We start from the raw sequence: 20,206 nt of genomic DNA on the forward strand, positions 1-20,206 counted from the left end.
GTCAGCCGTAGAGCGTATTGGCATAGTCCACCAACAACCCTTCGCCCAAGCGGCGCGGCAGGCATTCGAGCACCGAGTTGATCAGTGCCATCCGCTCGGGCAAGGCCCCCGCGTTGATCCCGCCCAGGCGATAGATCTGTTCGAGCGCCGCCTCGTCGCTGAGGCCGGCGAGCGTGTGCGCGAGCTGTTCGCGCAGCACGTCGAGCCGCATGCCGTCGGTAGTCAGGACCTGGTCGACGGCACCTCGCAGCGCCTCGAGAAACGCGGTTTCCTGGCCCACGTTGCCGTGCGAGACCGAGACGTGCAAGTTGGGCGGCGAACCGGGACAGGAAAACTGCGGCTGCAGGTACCAGCCCCGGGCCAACAGCTCGTCGGCCAGCTCGAAGACGTTCAACTGGTCCGACGCGATGGCGAACATCGACATGTCGGGCGCCCCCAGGACGCGCAGCGGCGCGATCTCGCCGACGCCAGCGATGAGCGTGCGCGTCGAGCGCATGACGCGATCGAGCATGCCCCGGTAGCCGGCCTCGCCGAGCGCGTGCAACACGGCCCAGGCCGCGGCGACCGGGCCGCCAGAGCGCGAGCTCTGCACCACGGGGTTCAACAGGGCATACGAGGCCGAGGCCATCGTGGCAAAGATCTGGTGCCGCCGCAGCTCGCGGCTGCGATACAACACGACCGACGCGCCCTTGGGCGAATAGCCGTACTTGTGCAGGTCGGCCGAGATCGATGTCACGCCCGGCACGGCAAAATCAAAGTCGGGCACCGCCTCGCGGCCGCCGCGGCGCATCAGCGCGAGCGCGATGCCGCCCACGCAGGCGTCGATGTGCAAGGGCAGTCGATGCCGTTGGGCCACGGCGGCGATCTCCGGCACGGGGTCGACCACGCCTTGGGCATAACTGGGCGCCGAAGCGACGAGCAGGATCGTGTTGGGCCCGATGGCCAGTTCCATCTCGCCCGGCAGCGCGCGAAACGTCGCCGGATCGATCGGCGCCACGACCGGGCGGATGCCGAGATAGGCCGCGGCCTTGTGAAACGCGCCGTGCGCCGTCCGCGGCAGCACCATCTCGGGCGCCGTCACCAGGGGCCGTTCGGCGCGTGCCCGATCGCGGGCCGTCTTGACGGCCAGCAGGATGCTTTCCGTACCTCCCGAGGTGAAGCTGCCGCAGACTTGTTCGTCGCCGCGCAGCAACTCGGCCATGATGCCGACGACGTCGTTCTCCAGCGCCACGATGCTGGGGAACGACGTGGGATCGAGCGCGTTTTCCGTCATGTACAGCGCAAAAGCGTCGCGGGCCAGCGACTCGACGTCGGCCTCGGGCAGATACGTGTAGCCGTAGACCCGCCCGGCGCGAAAGTCGACGTCGCCGGCCTGTCGCGCGCGCAACTGGGCCAGGATTTCCGCGGCTGGCAGGCCGTTCGAAGGGAGTGCACCGGTGGTCACGAGACAGGCTCTCCGGCGAGTGTCGCCGCGCGACGGGCCGCGCGGTCCAGATCGTACCGCCACAATAGCGGAATGCTGATCAGCATCAGTGCGGCGGGCACAAAAGCAAACGCCGCTTGAATGCCCAGGCGCACCAGCGGCGGCTGAACAACGACGTCGCCCGACGATTCCTGAAAGCCTGCCAGCGACAGCAGCATGCTGGCCACGAGCACGCCGATGGCCAGCCCCGTTTTCTCGCCGGCCAGCCAGGCGCCGGTGAGCACCCCCTCGCTGTGCGTGCCCGAGCGCTGCTCGTCGGTCCGGATGGCGTCGGGCAGCATGGCGAACGGGAACAGTTGGGTGCCGGCGTAGGCGATGCCGGTGGTAACCAGGGGAATCAGGTACACGGCCGACCAGGCCGACGCAGCGGTCACCAGCATCAACAAGGTCGCGGCAAACGCGCCGACGGCCAGTTCATAGCAGCGCCGCTTCCCCCAGCGCCGCGACAGACCGACCCACAACGGCATGGCCACGATGGCCGGCGCGGTCAGGCACACGAACGACAGCGACACCTCGCGCTCGCCGCCGGCGAGTTGATAGCGAACGAAGTAGGGCATCGTGGCCGTCACGCTGCTCATGCCGATCAGTTGCAGAAAATAGGGCAGCAGCAGCCGCCGGAATGGCCCGTTACGCAGGGCGATCGCCAACTGCGCGCGCAACCCGAGCGACGCTGCGGCCGCCACGCTGCGCGAGGAACGGGCCGTGGCGAGAAACGTCGTGAACATCGCCGCGAAGCAAACCGCGGCGAGGATCGCGCCCATGACGCTGTAGCCCGCGCGGCGCGAACTGGCCGGCGCGACCAGGTCGATCAACGCCGGCGCAGCGCCGCCGGCCACCAGGATGCCCAGCATCAGAAAGGCCATCCGGAAGGCCACGAGCCGGGTCAGCTCGTGGTAGTCGCGCGTCAACTCGGGCGGCATCGCCACGTAGGGAATTGCAAACAGCGTGTAGCCGGTCGTGGCCACCAGGAATGCGATTAGCACATAGGCGGCCCGTTGCCAGGCGGCCGAAAGGTTCGGCACAGTGAACAGCAGCACCAGGCCCAGGCCCAGAACCACGGCGCCGGCCAGCAGATAAGGCCGGCGCCGACCCCAGCGCGATTGCGTGCGGTCCGAGGCCAGGCCGACCAGAGGATCGGTCAGTACGTCCCAGAGCTTGGGTACAAACACCACCAGCCCGGCCCAGGCAGCCGGCACCGCCAGTTCTTCCGTGAGGAAAAACAACAGCATCAGGCTGGTGACGGTCGCGAAAATCGACGTGGCCAGCGACCCGATTCCATAACCCAGGCAAAGGCCCGTGGAAAGGCGTTGCTCGTCGGGAGGCGCAGCGCGGGCGTGCGACATCGATGGACTGCCGGACCTGGTTCGCGTTCCTCGGGCACGTCGCGGACGGGGCCAGTGTACACGTCTTGCGGCCGGCGGCAGGAGAGTCCCTGCCTTTCAGCAGATCGCTCGCCGCGAGGGTAAACTCAAGGGCCTGTGAAATGATTGCAGGGAGTCGCCGCCGCATGGCCCGGTTGTCTTGGCTTCGAGTTGTCTTGTGGGTCGTTGCGCTGTTGAGCGCCGCCCCCGGCGCGAGTGCCGACCCGATCGACTTTGTCCGCGACGTGCGGCCGATTCTCGAGCGGCACTGCTACGCCTGCCACGGTCCCGAAAAGCAAAAAGGGGGCCTGCGGCTCGACATCCGCGCTGCGGTGCTCAAAGGGGGCGAAAGCTACGGGCCGAGCCTCGTAGCGGGGCAGCCCCAGGAGAGTCCGCTGCTGCAGTTCGCGGCCGATGCCGACGCGGACTTGCAAATGCCGCCCGAGGGCGAGCGGCTGGCCGCGGCCGATATCGCGACGCTCACTTCCTGGATCAGCCAAGGCGCCGTGTGGCCCGACGGAGTCGATCGCGCCGAGTTGGTCGATCCGGCCAAACACTGGAGCTTTCAACCGGTCGGGCAGCCCGTGCCACCGCAGGTGCAAGACAACGCCTGGCCGCGCGGCGCAATCGACCGCTTTGTACTGGCCCGTCTCGAGGCGGAAGGCCTGACGCCCCGGCCCGAGGCGCCGCCTGTGGCCTGGTTGCGGCGCGTGTCATTCGATCTGACCGGTCTGCCGCCGGCGCCCGAACAGGTCACGGCGCTCGCGGCCGACGCGAGCCAGGCGGCCTACGAACGCATCGTCGACGAGCTGCTCACGTCGCCGCGCTATGGCGAGCGCTGGGCGCAGCACTGGCTCGACGTGGTGCGTTATGCCGACACCCACGGCTTCGAGGTCAACACCGAACGGCCCAACGCCTGGCCGTATCGCGATTACGTGATCGAGGCGTTCAACCGCGACACGCCGTACGACCAGTTCGTCCGCGAACAGATCGTCGGCGATGCCCTCGGCCAGGATGCCGCGACCGGATTTTTGCTCACGGCGAGCGTGCTGTTGCCCGGCCAGATTGGCGCCGACGACGTCTCGAAGCGCCTGGCGCGGCAAGACGCGATCGACGAGATCGTCACCAACATCGGGCAGACCTTCCTGGGACTGAGCATCGGCTGCGCGCGCTGCCACGATCACAAATTCGACCCGATCAGCTCGCGCGAATATTACGCGATGCAGGCCTTCGTCGCCGGCGTGGAATACGAAGACCGCGAGTTGCACACGGCGCGGGCCGAGGCCCTGCGGCAAGAAGAGCAGCGCTTGCAGGCGCAGATCGCCGACATCGACCGTCAGTTGAGCCGTTTCGTCCCGCTGGCGCAGCCGGGCACGGCGCCGGCCCGACCGAGCGTGAGCGCGCGATCGAACACTGACCGATTTGCGCCGGTCACCACGCGGCGCGTGCGATTTTCGATCGGTGCCACGAACCAGCTCGAGCCGTGCATCGACGAATTGGAGATTTTCAATCTGGCCGGGACGAACGTGGCTCTGGCCGCGGCCGGAGCGACCGTGGTCTCGTCGGGCGACACCGTCGTCGCCGACCGGCACGAATTGCGGTTCGCCATCGACGGCAACTACGGCAATTCTCGGAGCTGGATGTCGAACGAGATGGGGCGCGGCTGGTTGATCGTCACACTGGCCGCCGAGCATATGATCGACCGCGTCGTGTGGGGACGTGATCGCCAGGGCGAATTCGCCGACCGGCTGGCGACGGACTACACGATCGAAGTCGAGGACGCGGCCGGGGCCTGGCTGCGCGTGGCCGACGCGACCGATCGTCAACCGTATGTGGCCGGTCAGGCACCCTCGCCGGGCAACTCGGTGGCCGGCATGAGCGCGGCCGATGCCGCCGAGGCTGCACGCCTGATGGCGGCCCGGTCCGAGACCGAACGGTCGCTGGCGGCGACGATCCCGGGCCGCGTGGCGTTCGCCGGCAAATTCCGTGCGCCGGACGAGATCCATTTGCTGCGCCGCGGCGATCCCGAGCAGCCGCTCGAGGTTGTGGCCCCCGGCGTGCCGGCGGTGCTGGGTGCGCTCCTGCTGCCTCTCGATGCGCAGGAGCAGCGGCGCCGCAGCGAGCTGGCCGATTGGATCGCCAACGCCGACAACCCGCTCACGGCGCGGGTCATGGCCAACCGCATCTGGCAGGGGCATTTTGGCGTCGGCCTGGTCGACACGCCGAACGATCTGGGTCATAGCGGCGGCCGTCCGTCGCATCCCGAGTTGCTCGATTGGCTGGCCGGCGAGTTCGTGCGCGCGGGCTGGTCGATCAAGCACCTGCATCGGCAAATCGTGTTGTCGGCCACCTACCGGCAAGCGTCGATCGACGACGCCACCGCCGCCGCACGCGACACCGACGCGCGGTTGTTGTGGCGATATCCGCTGCGGCGGCTCGAGGCCGAGGCGATTCGCGACGCGATGCTGGCCGTCAGCGGCCGGTTGAACCTGGCCATGTACGGGCGCGGATTCGACCTGTTCGATCTGCGCGGAGGGCTGAGCGGCTTCAAGCCGGTCGAGTCGTTCAGCGGCGAGGGACTGCGGCGCATGATCTATGCCCACAAGGTGCGGCGCGAGCGCGAGGCCGTGTTCGGGGCGTTCGATTGTCCGGACGCGGGGCAAAGCACTGCCCGGCGCCGCGAAAGCACCACGCCGATTCAAGCCCTGAATCTGCTTAACAGCCGCTTCACGCTCGAGTCGTCCGAGGCCCTGGCCGCGCTGGCCACCGGCGACGCCGGCAACGACCCCGCGGCGCAGGTCCGCGCGGTCTACTGGCGGGCGCTGTGCCGCGCGCCGAACGACGACGAGTTGGCCGAAGCGGCGGCCGTGGCCCGGGAATTCGGACTGGCAACCGTGTGCCGCGCGGTGTTCAACTCGAATGAGTTTCTGTATCTACCCTGAACGAATGGCTTTCCCGCACGAGTGACCAGGCGCCTCCCCATGTTGCACGCCGCCGAACGACTCACGCCGCAAGGACGCCAGCTGCTGGACCGCCGGAATTTCCTGGCGCACTCGGGGACCGCCCTGGGTTCGATGGCCTTGGCGCATTTGCTGGCCGCCGACGGCGCGCTGGGGGGGACCGATGCCCCGGCGCTGCCGGTGATCGATCCGGCGCAACCTTTCGCACCTCGTCCCGGCCATTTTGCACCCCGGGCCCGGCAGGTGATCGTGATCTTCTGCGCCGGCGCGGTCAGCCAATTGGAGACCTGGGATTACAAGCCCGAGTTGATCCGCTGGGACGATCAACCGCTGCCCGGTGGTCCGGCCGTCACGTTCCAAGGGCCGGCCGGCAATCTGGCGCGGCCGCAATACGAATTCCGGCAGCGGGGCGAGACGGGCAAATGGGTCAGCGACCTGATTCCGCATCTGGCCGAACTGACCGACGAGATCGCGTTCGTCCATTCGCTCACCAGCAAGTCGAACACGCACGGTCCGGCCGAGAATTTCCTGTCGACCGGCTTCGTGCTCGACGGTTTTCCCAGTCTCGGTTCGTGGGTCACCTATGCCCTGGGCAGCGAGAACCAGAACCTGCCGGCCTACATCGCCCTGCCCGATCCGCGCGGCGTACCGCAAAACGGGTCGAACAACTGGGGCCCCGGCTTTTTGCCCGCCGCGTTCCAGGGTACGACGCTCACCGCGCAAGAGCCGGTGCGGCACCTCACGGCGCCGGGCGTCGATGCGGGGGCCGACCGCGCGGCGCGCGAGCTGCTGCAGCGGATGAATGCCCGACACCTAGCCGAGCATCCCGGCGACGGGCGCTTGGCGGCCCGCATTGCCAGCTATGAACTGGCCGCACGCATGCAGCTCAGCGTGCCCGAGATCAGCGATCTGAGCACCGAGCCGGCGCACGTGCTGGCGGCCTATGGTGCCGACGATCCGGCCAACGCCGACAAGGCGGCCTTTGCGCGCAACTGCATCCTGGCCCGGCGGCTGATCGAGTCGGGCGTGCGGTTCGTCCAGTTGTTCAACGGCGCCTACGCCAGCGGCGGCAAGTTGAACTGGGACGGTCATAACGCACTCAAAGACCAATACGACGTGCACGCGGCGATTCTCGATCAGCCGGCCGCCGCGCTCATTGGCGATCTCAAGCAGCGCGGCTTGCTCGACGACACGCTCGTCGTCTGGTGTACGGAGTTCGGCCGCATGCCCTTCTTCCAGAAGGGAGCCAAGGGGCGCGACCATAATCCCGACGGCTTTACCTGTTGGCTGACGGGCGCCGGCGTGAAACCCGGCGTGAGTCACGGCGTGACCGACGAACTGGGCCAGAAGGCCATCGACCAGGTGCATCCGCTCTACGATTTCAACGCGACGATCCTGCACCTGCTGGGGCTCGATCACGAGCGGTTGACCTACGAGCACAACGGCGTTCGCCGCCGGTTGACGAACGTCGAAGGGCGCGTGATCCGCGAGCTGCTGGCCTAGAGCAGCCTGCTCGCGGTTCAGGCCAACAGGTCGTGGACGACCCGGCCGTGGATGTCGGTGAGGCGGTAGTCGCGCCCGGCGTGCCGATACGTCAGGCGCTCGTGATCGAGCCCCAGCAGGTGCAGGATCGTGGCATGGAAGTCGTGCATGTGTACCGGATCGTGCGCCACGCGAATGCCGTACTCGTCCGATTCGCCGTACGTGATCCCGGCCTTGGCCCCGCCGCCGGCGAGCCAGGAGGAAAACACCCAGTGATGATGCTCGCGGCCCTTGGCGTCGGCGGCGGCGTTGAACGGCGTACGACCGAATTCGGTGGTCCAGACGACGAGCGTGTCATCGAGCAAGCCGCGCTGCTTGAGATCCTGAAGCAGGCCCGCGATCGGCTGATCGACGTTCTTGGCCAACGGGGTGTGCGTGAGCATGTCGCCGTGCGCGTCCCAGTTGTTCGATGCGCCGACGTCGATCAATTCGACGAACCGCACGCCGCGTTCGACCAGCCGCCGCGCGACCAGGCACTGCCAGCCGAAGCCGGAGTTGGTCTCGCGTTCGAGGCCGTACAGCCGCAGCGTATCGGCCGTCTCCTGGGAGAAGTCGTACGCTTCGGGCATCGCGCTTTGCATGCCGTAGGCCGTCTCGAACGACTTGATCCGCGCGGCGAGAAACGGATCGTCGGCCCGCGCCGCCTGGTGACGCGCGTTCTGCTTGGCCAGGAATTCCAGCTCGAGCTGCTGCAATCGCTGCCGGGGCACGCGCGGGCGAATGTTGGCCACGGGCTCGGGCCCGGGCACGACGAGCGTTCCCTGGTGCGCACCGGGCAGGAAGTCGCTCCCCCACACTTGCCCGCCGGCGTAGGGCAATTGCGGCGCGATCACCACGAACGACGGCAAGTTGCGATTTTCGGTGCCCAGGCCGTAGCTGACCCAGGCGCCGATGCTGGGCCGGGCAAAGGTGAACGATCCGGTGTGAATGCCCAGCGTGGCTTCGTAGTGGTTCGTGTGGTCCGATTGCAACGAGCGAATCAAGCACAGGTCGTCGACGCGCTGGGCCAGGTGCGGAAACAGCGAGCTGACTTCAGTACCGCATTCGCCGTGCGGCGCAAACTCCCATTGCGGCCGCTTGAGGAACATCGTGTAGTTCCCTTTGCGCCCCTGGAACTCGTCGACGCCGACGGTCTTGCCCGCGTCGGCGAACAGTCGCGGCTTGTAGTCCCAGGAATCGACGTGCGAGACGCCGCCGGTCATGTAGAGCATGATCACGCGCTGGGCCCGGGCCGGGAAATGCGTCGGCCGCGGCGCCAGCGGATCGTCGGCATCGCTGCCGGCGGCCGCCTCGGCCAACAATTGCGTGAGGATGCCGGGCAGCAACAGTGATCCACCCGCCAGCGAGCGCAAGACACCGCGGCGGGAAACTTCGTGCCGGCTGGGTTGGCTGGTCATGCGCTCAGTCCACATACAAGACTTCGTTGCTGGCCAACAGCGTACGCAAAAAGGCCGCCAAGGCGCGCGTCTCGGGCTCGGTCACTTCCGTAGTGGCGAGTTCGGCGCGATAGGCGGTCAGGAAATCGGCGGCCTCGCGCTGTTCGCCCTCGGCGGGGCCGCGCCCCAGCGCCTGGTGATAGGCCAGCTCGACGGCCTGCGCCGGGTTGGCGGCCTGGGCCGCTAATTCCTTGGCCCAATGCTCGGAGTTCTCGTGCACGAACGGGTCGTTGAGGAAGTAGAGTGCCTGGGTGGGCACCGTCGTCAGCAGCCGTGTCGGCGTGGTCGCGTTCGGATCGGCCCCGTCGAACAACGCCAAGAACGGGTGGCGCTTGATCCGCTGGACCATCAGGTAAATGCTGCGGTGGCGATGATCGTAAACGGCCGCGAAGGGGTTGTGCTGCGTATAGCCGAAGCGCACCGGCAAGGGGAATTCGTGCCCCTCGCCTCGCGCGCGATCGAGCTGGCCACACAGCGCGAGGATCGTGTCGCGGATCTCCTCGGCGCTCAGCCGGCGCCGGGAAAACGCCGCGTACGCGTTGGCCGTGGCCGGGTCGTGGGGTACGTCGGCGCCGGCGATTGAGCTTTGTTGATAGGTCGCGCTGCGCAGGATCAGCCGGTGCATCGCCTTGATCGACCAGCCGCTGGCGATGAACTGTTCGGCCAGGTGGTCGAGCAGTTCGGGATGCGTGGGCCGCTGACCTCGGGTGCCGAAGTCATTGGGCGTCGCCACCAGCCCGTGGCCGAAGTGGTGTTGCCAAATCCGGTTGACCATCACGCGCGCCGTCAGCGGATGGTCGGGCCGGGTGAGCCATTGGGCCAGTTCGAGCCGGCCGCTGCCGAGCGTCCCCTCGGGAAGGTCGCCGCCGCCCAACGAGCGAATGAAGCCGCGCGGCACCACCGCGCCGGGTTGATCCGGCTCGCCACGCTGTTGGATGGGGACGTTCTGCGGTGTGCCCTCGGCCATGGCATAGGCCAGCGGGCAGGGACCGTTGGAGAGCAGGCGATCGAGCTCTTGTTTCGCTTCGTCGGCCGCGTGATTGAGCTCGTTACGCTCGGCGCGCAGGGCAGCGACTTGCTCGCGCCGCTGAGACGGCTCGGTCGATTGCACATCGGGCAGGCGGCCGAAGACGAAATTGTCGGCATCGAGCGCAGGTCGTACGCCGGGCAGATGGCCGTAGCTGTCGATAAACGAGTAGTCGACTGTTCCGTCCCAGCCGCTGGCCAGCTCGCCGGAGAATTCGGTCGTGCCGTCGGCGCTTTCCAGTTCGCCGCGATAGGTGCGTGTCCGCAGGTCGAGCACCAGCCGGACCTGGTACCAGGCACCGATCGCCAGCGTCGCGACCGCATCGGTGGTTGCGCCGCTACGGCGAAAGAACTCGCGGCCGTTGAAGAACAGCTCGACCGCCGCCGAGTTGCCCGGCCCGTGGCCGAGGTAGTAGCGCCAGGAACCGTCACCGCCGTCGGCGGCCGAGGCACAGCAGAAGTCGAAGCTGGCCGCCAACTGCCCAGCGTCGTCGGGCTTCAGGTTCGCCAGCGCCAGGCCAAAACCGTCGTAGGCCTGGCGATTGGGCAGATGAATGCCGAGGCTCCCTGCCGGGTAGCGGTTCGTAAACGGGCTCTGGGCTTCGGCCGAAACGAGTACGACGCTGTTGGGGCCAGGTCCCCAGGGGGTCGCCGGGGGCGAAGCGTCCGTCTGCAGCTCGAAGTCGCCGTCGTAACCGGCCAGCTCGCCGAGCCGTCTTTCGATCTCGCGGGCATCGGGTTTACCGGCTGCTGCGCTGGCGGCCGGCAGCTCGGTGGTCACCGGCTCAAGCGCCGCGGTGCGCATCCCGAAGTTGTCATAGGTAATCGCCGGATAGCCGCCGGGCGCGGAACCGTTCGACTCGAAGGTCACGCAGTCGATCACGGGTAGTTCCACGGCGCCGAGCGCGATGCTCGCCAGTTCCGTCACGTCGCCCGGCGCGCCCACGCGCGCCGCTGCGGTGCGCCGCGAGAGGTCTACGACGATCTGCAAATTGTGCCACCGGTCGGCAGGCAATGCGGCTTGGCGACTCTCGCCGCCTGGGACCAAGAGGGTTGCGCCGCCGGCGGCGAGCTGCACCTCGACCGTCGTTTGGCCGGCGAGCGTGCCGAGCACGACGCGGTGCCCCCCGGGCGCCTGGGGTTCGGAGGCGCCGACACGGTAGTCGAGATTGAAGTACAACACGCTGCCCGGCGCGTGATGATGCGGATCGATCGCCTGCGTGATGCGGTAGGGCGCCTCGCTCGCGGCGATGCTCGCGCCGACCTTGCCCAGGGGGTACAGGTTTTTGTAGGGACTTTGCGCCGCGTTTGTCACGGCGATCGGCCCTGCGTAGACCCAAGGTGGGACCAACACGCCGTTACTGCCGCCGGCGGCTACGGCCTGGGTTTCGAAGTCGCCGTCGAGTTCGCCGAGCGAGCGCAGCGTGGCCGACGGCGGCGATTGATTTGCCCGGGCCAACAGCGCGGTCAGCTCGGCGATGCGGCTTTCTTGGGCCTGCCAAAGTGGCGCCGCCTGCTCGAACGGTACCAGCGGGGCCAGCGAGCGCGTCTTCTGTTTTTGTTCCGAGCCCGGGAACGCATAGCGACTGCTGGCAAAGATTCCGTACAGCGCGTAATAGTCGCGCATGGTCACCGGATCGAACTTGTGATCGTGGCACCGCGCGCAGCCCAGGCTCAGGCCCAGCACGGCCTGGCCGAGCGTATCGATCGAGTCTTGGATCGTCAGGTGGTGGTAGTTCTCCGAATCGAAGCCGAACCGGCGCGAGATGGCCAGGAAGCCCGTTGCGGTAACGCGCGTGGCATAACGATCGGCCGGTCCCTCGGCCGCGAGCACGTCGCCGGCCAGTTGTTCGCGCAAGAACTCGTCGTAGGGCGTATCGGCATTGAAGGCGTCGATCACATAGTTGCGATAGCGCCAGGCCTCGGGCACGGGAAAATCGGCCGTCTCGCCCGCCGTGTCGGCATAGCGCACCACGTCGAGCCAGTGCCTGGCCCAGCGCTCACCGTAGGCGGGCGAAGCCAGCAGGCGCTCGATCACGGTGTCGAAGGCCTGCGGAGAATCGTCCGCCAGAAACGCTTCGACCTCGGCGGCCGTGGGCGGCAGCCCGGTCAGATCGTAGGTCGCGCGGCGGATCAGCGTGCGCTTGTCTGCCGGGGGAGCGGGCTTCACTCCGGCGGCCTCTTGCCGGGCTCGAATAAACGCATCGATGCTCGTTTGCAGCCAGGCGGTATCGGCAACCTCGGGAGGCGGCGGCGCTTGCCGCGGTTCGAACGACCACGGGTGCTCGGCGGCAAATGCGGCCGACTTCTCGGGCCAGGGCGCGCCGTCGGCAATCCAGCGCTCGAAATCAGCCACCTGGTCGGGGCGCAAGGCCTCTTCGGCCTGCGGCGGCATGGCACTGGCGTCTTCGGCTCGGCGAATGGCGGCCAACAGCAAGCTGCCCTCGGGCATGCCGGCGACAAGGGCGGGCCCGGTGTCGCCTCCCTGCAACAATGCCGCGCGCGAATCGACCCTCAGGCCGGCCGACGTCTTGCCCCCGCCGTGACAGGCGAAGCAGGTGCCCACGAGCACGGGCCGAATCTTGCTTTCGAAGAACTGGTCCCGTTCGTCGGCCCGGGCCGTGCTTGCGCATAACGACGCCAAGACCAGCGCGGTGCCGGCGCCATGCTTCAGGGCTCGATTCGCCGGTTTGGCTCGGAACATCGTAGAGCACCTACGGCGCTGTGCGCCGGGGATGGACCGATTCCAGAATTCGTTGCTTGCGGCGGCCGGTTCACCGTGCCTAGATTATCTGACCGCCAGGGGGGCGGCAAATCTACCTCGTCGTATCTACCCACAATGTCTAGTGTTGCGATAACAGATTACACGTTTCCGTCGCTCGAGATCGAGTCGGCCATTCTCGAGCCGCTGGGCGCGGTCGTCCGCGCGGGCCAGTGCAAGACGGTCGAAACACTCGTGCCGCTCGTGGCCGACGCCGACGCGGTCATCACGCAATTCGCCCCGGTCAATGCCGAGGTCATTGCCGCCATGCAGCAGGCCCGCGTGATCGTCCGCTATGGCATTGGGGTCGACAATGTCGACCTGCGCGCCGCGCGGGCGCGGAACATTCCCGTCTGCAATGTGCCCGATTATTGCATCGACGAGGTGGCCGATCACACGCTGGCCTTTCTGTTGGCCACGACGCGGCAAGTCGTGCCGCATTGCTTGCATCTGCGCGAAGGGCGCTGGGGCCTGGCCACGTCGCTCGATCAGCTCAAGAACCTGCGCGAGCAGACGGTGGGCGTCGTCGGTTTCGGCCGGATCGGCCGCGAGGTCGCCGCGCGCTTGGCGCCGTTCAAATGCCGGCGGCTGGTATTCGATCCGCAGGTGCCGCCCGACCAGGTCCGGCAGGCCGGTTGCGAGCCGGCCACGCTGGACGAGCTGCTGGCCGGGTCCGACGTCGTCACATTGCATTGCCCTTCGACGCCGCAGACGCGCCAGTTGCTCAATGCCGCGAGCCTCGCGCGGCTCAAGCGCGGCGCCGTCGTGATCAACCTGGCCCGGGGCGATCTGATCGAGACCGCGGCGCTGGTCGACGCGTTGCAGTCGGGCCACGTGGCCGCCGCGGCGCTCGACGTGTTCGATCCCGAGCCGCTGCCCGCCGATCACCCGCTGCGGACGATGCCCCAAGTGATTGCGGCCCCGCATATCGCGTCGGTCAGCGTAACGGCCGTGCGCCGGCTGCGTGAAACGGCGGCCCAGATCGCCGCAGCAGCGCTCCGCGGCGAGACACTGCCCAACATCGTCAATTGAGGAAACCTGCCATGCTGGGCGCGATTGCCAGGGGGGTGATGTGCTGGCTCGTCGGCCTGCTGGTGGGCCAGGGCGCGGTGCCTGCAGTGCGGGCCGCTGAAGCCGAGGGCCCGCAGTTCGTGGATCATTCGCTGTTGGTGGCGGCCGACTATCCGTGTACCTGGCCCGCCTATCCGTTTCCGCGCTTCGAGCTGATTCCACAGCGCCGGCCCGGTCCTGACTCGGCCTATCACATCGATGCGCTGTTGATCGACGGCAACACCGGCACGCAATGCGACGTACCGCCGCATTCGGTTGCCCGCGAAGAGTTGAAGCGCGAGAAGTCGGGACCCTTCGGCACGGCCTACATCGACCGCATCGAGCCTTGGCAATTCGGCGGCGAGGCCTGCGTGATCGACGTCCGCGATCTGCTCGATCAGGCGCCCAAGGGGGTCAGCCCGTTGGTCACTCCGGAGCACGTCGCGCGGTTCGAAAAGCAGCACCGCCCGCTGAAGTTCGGCGACGTCGCGCTGTTCCGTAGCGGATATTCCGACGCCTACTACCGCCCGCTGCCCGAGGGCAATCGCTATATCGCCGCCGCGCTCGACCGTACGGCGCCGGGCTATCCCGATCCGAATCCGGAGTGCATGGAGTATCTCGCCCAGCGCGGCGTCATGACCCTGGGCACCGACAGCGCGAGCATGGGCCCCCTGCCCGAGCTGGCCGAGCCGACGCACTATGCCGGACTCAAGCACGGCATGATTTGGACCGAAAGCGCGACGAACCTGGGCGCGCTGCCGCCGACGGGCGCGTTCTATTGCATGCTGCCGCCCAAGCACGAAGGCGGGCCCTATGGCGAGGCCCGGGCCTTTTCGATCGTCGGCGGCGATCTGCCGGCGCGGCTCAGCGCGGCGTGTCGCGAAAAACGGGCCGCCGATCTGACGCCGACGCTTTCGCCACGGCTGCCGCTGACCTCGCCGGGACAAGGGGCCGGACAGCATCGACAGGTCTACCTCAAGGTCGACTTTCAATACAACGACTATCTCGACATGTGGCATCACACGCATCTGATGGACGCGATGGCAGGTGCCCACCTGGTGCCGCCGGCGTTTGCGCTGCCGGCGCCGGGCGAAAAGCCCGCCTATGCTCCCGAGGTTCGCGGCTGGCTTCAGGAATATGAAACGGCCTGGGGCCCCCTCGGCGCAAGCGACCGCACGACCGAACGCGTGCCCCTCGAGTGGACCTGCGGGCGGCTGCGAATCGTCGACGCGCGGGGACTCGTCGGCAGCGTGCCGCGGAAGAACTGGCCGCAGTCGCCGGAAATCACGCCGGCCCACGTGCAAGCGGCCGAAGCGTCGGCCGGTCAGCTCGCGGCCGGCGACGTGGTGCTGTTCTTCACAGGCCATCTCGATCGGCACTTGCGCCCCCGGCCGAACGACGCCGGCGTCTGGCTCGATCCGCTGTTGGGCAAGAGCGAAGGCTGGCCGGCACCGTCGGCCGAGACGATTGCGTATCTGCACGGCAAAGGCATTCGTTGCGTGGCTACCGACGCGCCGGACTTGGGGGGCGTCGACCCGCGCCGGGCACTGATGACGTACTGGGCGCTGGGCAGTCGCGACCTGGTCGGCGTCGAGTTCCTGCACAACGTCGGTAGCGTGCCGCAGGATCGCGATCTCTATTTCCTGTTCGCCGCCATCAAGCTGCGCGATTGCCACGGCGGACCGGGCCGCGCGATCGTGTTGTGGTGACCCGTTTTCGAGTGACATCGCATGTCGGCCTCGACTTCGCCGCAACCGTCCGACGATGCGCACACGCGCGGGGCCCACGCCGCGGGCATTCCTGCTTGGGGTGAGGCCGAACTGCCCGAGCCACAGTCGCTGGGCTTGCGCAACTGGACCAGCTTTCTTGGTCCCGGCATCGTGATGATGGGCATTCAAATCGGCGGCGGCGAATGGCTGCTGGGGCCGACCGTGACGGCCCGCTACGGCGGCGGTCTGATGTGGCTGGCGACGGTCGCCATCGTGTTGCAGGTGTTTTACAACCTCGAATGCGGTCGCTACGCGCTCTACTGCGGCGAACCGGTGTTTACCGGCTTCATGCGCAGCCGGCCGGGCCCCCGGTTTTGGGTCGGCCTGATGTTGCTGCTGAACGTCTCGGCGCTGGTGCCGGGCTTGTCGACGCATGGCGCGGCGATGATCGCGGCGTTGTATCTCGATCGCCCACCGACGGTCGACGACCGCTGGTTGATCACGCCGCTGGCGTTTGCCTGCCTGTTCGGCGTGGCCGTGCCGGTGCTCGTGGGCGGCAAGGTCTACAACATGCTCCAGGGCATCATGACGGCGAAGGTGGCCGTCGTGCTGGGCTTTTGCCTGGCGCTGGGGCTGACGTGCGTCAGCTTCGAAAACTGGTGGAACGTGTTCAGCGGCTTCCTGCGATTCGGCACGGTCCCGGTCAGCGACGGTCACGGCGGCGAGGTGCTGGTCAACGGTGCCGCGCAGCTTTGGCAACAAGGTCACTGGCCCGTCATTGCGCCAGCGACGCTCGTGGTGCTGGGGGCGTTTGCGGGCTACGCCGGCGGCGGCGGGCTGGCGAACTCGACCTATTCGAATTTCGTGCGCGACAAGGGCTGGGGTATGGGCAGCCAGGTGGGCGCGATCCCCAGCGCCATCGGCGGGCGCAACGTGGCCCTCAGCCACGTCGGCAAGGTGTTCCCGCTGTCGGGCGAAAACCTGCGGCGCTGGCGCGGCTGGTGGCGCTATGTCTGGACCGACCAGGTCGTGGTTTGGGCCCCCGGCTGCTTTATGGGCATGGCCCTGCCGGCCTTGTTGTCGATGCAATTTGCGCCGCACACGACGGTCACGCCCGAGCAATATGGCGTGGCCCAGGCGATCATCACGGCCGACGGCCTGCGGCATGCCGGTTTCGCTCCGACTGCGGCGCGACTACTCTGGATTACGGCGCTGCTCACCGGGTTGATGGTGATGCTGCCCAGCCAGATGTCGATTGTCGACGATTTCAGTCGCCGCTGGACCGACGCGATCTGGAGCGCGAATCGCCGTGTCCGCGCGACGATGCAGCCGCACCAGGTGAAGTACATCTATTACGCCATTCTCGGCAGCTACGTGCTCTGGTCGTTCGTGTGCGCCTTCTTGTTCAGCAATGCCCCAAAGTTGATGACCGACTTCATCGCCAATTTCAACAACCTGGCGCTGGGTGTGACCGCGTTTCAATTGCTCTGGTGCAATCACCGGCTGTTGCCGCGAGCGCTGCGCCCGCGGTGGTATAACACGCTGGGCGTGGCCGGGTGTGGGCTGTTCTACCTGGGCCTCGCGTGGCTGGTGTTCGTCAATAAGATCGTGCCGATGTTCCAGGAAGCGACCGGCTGATCGGCAAACAGGAATTGAGCAGGCCATGAAACTTTTCGACCTGGCGGGACGCGTGGCCGTGGTGACCGGTGCGGCGCAAGGCATGGGCCGGGCGACGGCCCTGGCGGTTGCCGAGGCGGGGGCCGACGTGCTGCTGGTCGACCGCAATCGGGTCGGCGCCGAGGAAACGGCGGCCGACGTGCAACGCCTGGGGCGCCGCACCGCGGTCGACGATTGCGACGTGTCCGATCCCGCGCGCATTGCCGAACTGTTTCGCCGCGCCGATCGGGATTTTGGCCGGGTCGATTTTCTCGGCAACATCGCCGGCGACGGCCTGCTCGCGGCGCCGGAAGATTTGACCATCGCCGATTTGCAGCGCGTGTTGCAGAACCTGGTCGTCGGCCGGTTTGCCATGTGCCAGGAGGCGGGCCGGAGGATGCTCGCGCAAGGTCGCGGATCGATCATGAACATCGGTTCGCTGGCGAGCCAGACCGCGCTGGGCCGCGGGCACATCGCCTATAGCATGGCAATGGGGGCCGTCGTGCAGATGACCCGCGAGCTGAGCACCGAATGGTCGTCGCGCGGCGTGCGCGTCAACGCGGTGCTGCCCGCCCAGGTCATCAACCCCAGCCTCGCCGCGCGGATGCAGCAGGACCCGGCGCTCGAAGGCCGGTTCCTCAGCGGCATTCCGGCGGGCCGCTTGGGTCAGCCGCGCGACATCATGGGCCTGGCCGTGCTGCTGGCCTCGGACGCGTCGACCTGGATCACCGGCGCGATCATTGCCATGGACGGCGGCAACCTGGCGATGAACGCCGGAGGGACCCCCGGCCACGAGCGCCAGCCGGTGCAGCCGTTTAGCCCCGCAGCGCAGAAATGAACCCCTCGATGAACCTTCGCACCCACGACCCCGGCACCGAGACCATCCTGCGGCTGTACCGCACGATGCAGGTCATCCGTCAGACCGAAGAGGAATTAGCCCGTTGCCATCAGCGCGGACTCATCCATGGCGCGTGCCACACCTACGTCGGTCAAGAGGCGATCGCGACGGGCGTCTGCGCGCAATTGGCGCCCGACGACGTCGTGTTCAGCACGCACCGCGGTCATGGGCACGCGCTGGCCAAGGGGATGCCGCCCGCCGAGCTGATGGCCGAGCTGTTCGGCCGCGCGACGGGCTGCTCGCAGGGGCGCGGCGGCAGCATGCACTTGTTCTCGCCCGAGATCGGCATGATGGGCACCAGCGGCATCGTGGGCCCGTGCATCCTGCAGGCCTGCGGCGGCGGGTACAGCGCCCTGTTGCGCAACACGGGCCGCGTCGCCGTGGCGTTCTTCGGCGACGGGGCCGTCAATAACGGCGCTTTTCACGAAGGCTTGAACATGGCCGCCATCTGGCGGCTGCCCGTGATCTTCGTCTGCGAGAACAACCAATACGCCACCGAGGTACCGTTCGCCTACAGCAGCGCGAACCCCAGCGTCGCGGCGCGCGGCGCGGCCTACGGCCTGGCCGCCGTCGAGCTCGACGGCAACGACGTCGAGGGAATTCACCGCGCGGCGGGCGAAGCCGTCGAGCGCGCCCGCGCCGGCCAAGGGCCCACGCTGCTCGAATGCCGCACCTATCGCACGCGGGCCCATGCCGAGGGCATGGGCGACTTCACCTATCGCACGAAGGCCGAGGTCGAGTCGTGGAAAGATCGCTGCCCGATCGCGCGGCTCCGCGCGGCGGTCGTCGCCGACTCGACCAACGGCAGCGCGGCGCAATGGGCCGAGCGCTTCGCGGCGATCGACGCCGACGTGAGCCAGGTCGTGCGCGCGGCGCGAGATTTTGCCGAGACAAGCCCCGTGCCCGACGCCACGACGGCGACGGCGCACGTCTACGCGGTACAGCGGCGCGCGGTCGTCGAACCGCGCGACCTGGGCGGCCGCTCGATCAGTTATTCCCAGGCCACGCTCGAAGCGCTCGCCGCGGCCATGGCCGAGGACCCGGCGATTTTTGTCATGGGCGAAGGCATCGGCCGACGCGGCGGAAATTTTCTCACCACCAAGGGGCTCTACGATCTGTATGGCCCCCAGCGGCTGTGCGACACGCCGATCTGCGAGCGCGGATTCGTCGGCCTGGCGTGCGGCGCGGCGATGACTGGCACCCGGCCCGTCGTCGATTTCATGTTTGCCGATTTCGTCCTCGACGGCTTTGCCGAAATCGTCAACCAGATTGCCAAGATGCAGTACATGTCGAGCGGCCGGCTGAAAATGCCGGTGCTGTTGCGCGGCTGCATCGGCATCGGGCACTCGGCCGCCACGCACCATTCGGGCAGCTATTACGGCATGTTCGGCCAGGTGCCCGGGCTGCGCGTCGTCGTACCGGCGACGCCGGCCGACGCCAAGGGCCTGCTGCGACACGCCCTGCGCTGCGACGACCCGGTGCTGTTCCTCGAGCATCGCGAGATCCTGCAGGTCAAAGGCCCTGTGCCTGAGGACGATTACGAGATTCCGTTCGGACGGGCGCGCGTGGCGCGCGTGGGGCGCGACGCGACCGTCGTAGCGCTGGCCCGCATGCTGCACCTGACGCTCGAAGTCTGCGATCAGCTCGAGCGCGAGGGGATATCGATCGAGGTGATCGACCCGCGCACGGTGACGCCCTTGGATGTCGAGACGATTCTGCAATCGGTGCACAAGACGGGCCGGCTGCTGGTGGTCGACGAGCCGCCGGGGCATCTGGGCTTCAGCGCCGAGATCGCGGCCCAGATCGCCGACCAGGGGTTCGACGACCTGGACGCGCCGATCCGGCGGCTGACAGGCAAGTTCTGTCCCACGCCGTACAGCCCATCGCTCGAGCAAGCGGTCGTGCCGCATACGCAGGACATTCTCGACGCGATTCGTAGCCTCTTGCGCGAGTAGCCTGCATGCCGTACGAAATCCGCATCCCGCGTCTCGACTGGTCGATGGAAGAAGGCACGTTCGTCAACTGGCTCAAGCAGCCGGGCGAGCAGGTCGCGGTCGGCGATCCGTTGTTCGAACTCGAAGGCGACAAGGCGCTGCAGACGATCGAATCGATCGACGCCGGCACGCTGCACGTACCGGCCGACGCCCCACAACCGGGCAGCGTCGTGGCCGTAGGCGCCTTGCTGGGCTACTTGCTGGCGCCCCACGAGGCGCCGCCCGCAGGCGAGCGTTCCGCGCCCTCGGTCGCAGCCCCGGGCGCGCCGGCGGCCCCCCCTGCGACCGCGCCAGCGCCAGGTCACGAGGTTCCCTTCGCGGCTGCGGTGG

The 20,206-nt window shown here is 67.8% G+C and carries 12 protein-coding genes; 8 read left to right on the forward strand and 4 right to left on the reverse strand.

Going from position 1 to position 20,206, the window contains the following annotated elements; genetic code table 11:
• Position 1: 1 nt before the first annotated feature.
• Entirely contained in the window at positions 2-1,444 is a 1,443-nt protein-coding gene (locus tag K1X74_16845; GenBank protein ID MBX7168005.1) for an aspartate aminotransferase family protein, read from the reverse strand.
• On the reverse strand, positions 1,441-2,826 hold the full coding sequence (locus K1X74_16850) for an MFS transporter (protein MBX7168006.1): 1,386 nt from the start codon (positions 2,824-2,826) through the stop codon (positions 1,441-1,443). Before K1X74_16850 ends, K1X74_16845 begins: the two co-directional genes overlap by 4 nt.
• Positions 2,827-2,990: 164 nt before the next feature.
• Between K1X74_16850 and K1X74_16855 the strand changes: the two genes are divergently transcribed.
• Together K1X74_16855 and K1X74_16860 are read left to right on the forward strand one after the other, a co-directional pair.
• Positions 2,991-5,786: a PSD1 and planctomycete cytochrome C domain-containing protein gene (locus K1X74_16855; protein ID MBX7168007.1), complete on the forward strand. Its 2,796-nt coding sequence runs from the start codon at positions 2,991-2,993 to the stop codon at positions 5,784-5,786.
• A gap of 39 nt (positions 5,787-5,825) precedes the next feature.
• Positions 5,826-7,307, forward strand: coding sequence for a DUF1501 domain-containing protein (locus tag K1X74_16860; protein ID MBX7168008.1), 1,482 nt, complete (start codon positions 5,826-5,828; stop codon positions 7,305-7,307).
• A 17-nt stretch (positions 7,308-7,324) separates the two neighbouring features.
• On the opposite strand, the gene K1X74_16865 is transcribed toward K1X74_16860, so the two are convergent.
• Both K1X74_16865 and K1X74_16870 read right to left on the reverse strand, forming a co-directional pair.
• Positions 7,325-8,743 carry a DUF1501 domain-containing protein gene (locus K1X74_16865; protein MBX7168009.1) on the reverse strand — a complete coding sequence of 473 codons (1,419 nt, stop codon included), beginning with the start codon at positions 8,741-8,743 and terminating at the stop codon, positions 7,325-7,327.
• A gap of 4 nt (positions 8,744-8,747) precedes the next feature.
• On the reverse strand, positions 8,748-12,512 hold the full coding sequence (locus K1X74_16870; protein ID MBX7168010.1) for a PSD1 and planctomycete cytochrome C domain-containing protein: 3,765 nt from the start codon (positions 12,510-12,512) through the stop codon (positions 8,748-8,750).
• A gap of 135 nt (positions 12,513-12,647) precedes the next feature.
• Between K1X74_16870 and K1X74_16875 the strand changes: the two genes are divergently transcribed.
• The 6 genes from K1X74_16875 to K1X74_16900 form a co-directional block, all read left to right on the forward strand.
• A complete protein-coding gene (locus K1X74_16875) occupies positions 12,648-13,601 on the forward strand; it encodes a C-terminal binding protein (protein ID MBX7168011.1) in 954 nt (317 codons plus the stop codon).
• Positions 13,602-13,612: 11 nt separating this feature from the next.
• Positions 13,613-15,328 carry a cyclase family protein gene (locus K1X74_16880; GenBank protein MBX7168012.1) on the forward strand — a complete coding sequence of 572 codons (1,716 nt, stop codon included), beginning with the start codon at positions 13,613-13,615 and terminating at the stop codon, positions 15,326-15,328.
• Between the two features lie 21 nt (positions 15,329-15,349).
• Positions 15,350-16,966 (forward strand): Nramp family divalent metal transporter, encoded by a 1,617-nt coding sequence (locus K1X74_16885; protein ID MBX7168013.1) that lies wholly within the window; start codon positions 15,350-15,352, stop codon positions 16,964-16,966.
• A 25-nt stretch (positions 16,967-16,991) separates the two neighbouring features.
• A complete protein-coding gene (locus K1X74_16890; protein MBX7168014.1) occupies positions 16,992-17,822 on the forward strand; it encodes an SDR family oxidoreductase in 831 nt (276 codons plus the stop codon).
• An 8-nt stretch (positions 17,823-17,830) separates the two neighbouring features.
• Positions 17,831-19,837, forward strand: coding sequence for a dehydrogenase E1 component subunit alpha/beta (locus K1X74_16895; GenBank protein ID MBX7168015.1), 2,007 nt, complete (start codon positions 17,831-17,833; stop codon positions 19,835-19,837).
• A gap of 5 nt (positions 19,838-19,842) precedes the next feature.
• Positions 19,843-20,206: lipoyl domain-containing protein (locus K1X74_16900; GenBank protein ID MBX7168016.1), on the forward strand; the 364-nt coding region annotated here is incomplete at its 3' end.

It is taken from the genome of Pirellulales bacterium, assembly GCA_019694435.1.
GTDB lineage: Bacteria > Planctomycetota > Planctomycetia > Pirellulales > JAEUIK01 > JAIBBZ01.

Coding starts and splice junctions, on each gene's coding strand:
- K1X74_16850 (MBX7168006.1), bottom strand. CDS start 2,826: ATGTCGCACGCCCGCGCTGCGCCTCCCGACGAGCAACGCCTTTCCACG.
- K1X74_16855 (MBX7168007.1), top strand. CDS start 2,991: ATGGCCCGGTTGTCTTGGCTTCGAGTTGTCTTGTGGGTCGTTGCGCTG.
- K1X74_16860 (MBX7168008.1), top strand. CDS start 5,826: ATGTTGCACGCCGCCGAACGACTCACGCCGCAAGGACGCCAGCTGCTG.
- K1X74_16865 (MBX7168009.1), bottom strand. CDS start 8,743: ATGACCAGCCAACCCAGCCGGCACGAAGTTTCCCGCCGCGGTGTCTTG.
- K1X74_16870 (MBX7168010.1), bottom strand. CDS start 12,512: ATGTTCCGAGCCAAACCGGCGAATCGAGCCCTGAAGCATGGCGCCGGC.
- K1X74_16875 (MBX7168011.1), top strand. CDS start 12,648: ATGTCTAGTGTTGCGATAACAGATTACACGTTTCCGTCGCTCGAGATC.
- K1X74_16880 (MBX7168012.1), top strand. CDS start 13,613: ATGCTGGGCGCGATTGCCAGGGGGGTGATGTGCTGGCTCGTCGGCCTG.
- K1X74_16885 (MBX7168013.1), top strand. CDS start 15,350: ATGTCGGCCTCGACTTCGCCGCAACCGTCCGACGATGCGCACACGCGC.
- K1X74_16890 (MBX7168014.1), top strand. CDS start 16,992: ATGAAACTTTTCGACCTGGCGGGACGCGTGGCCGTGGTGACCGGTGCG.
- K1X74_16895 (MBX7168015.1), top strand. CDS start 17,831: ATGAACCTTCGCACCCACGACCCCGGCACCGAGACCATCCTGCGGCTG.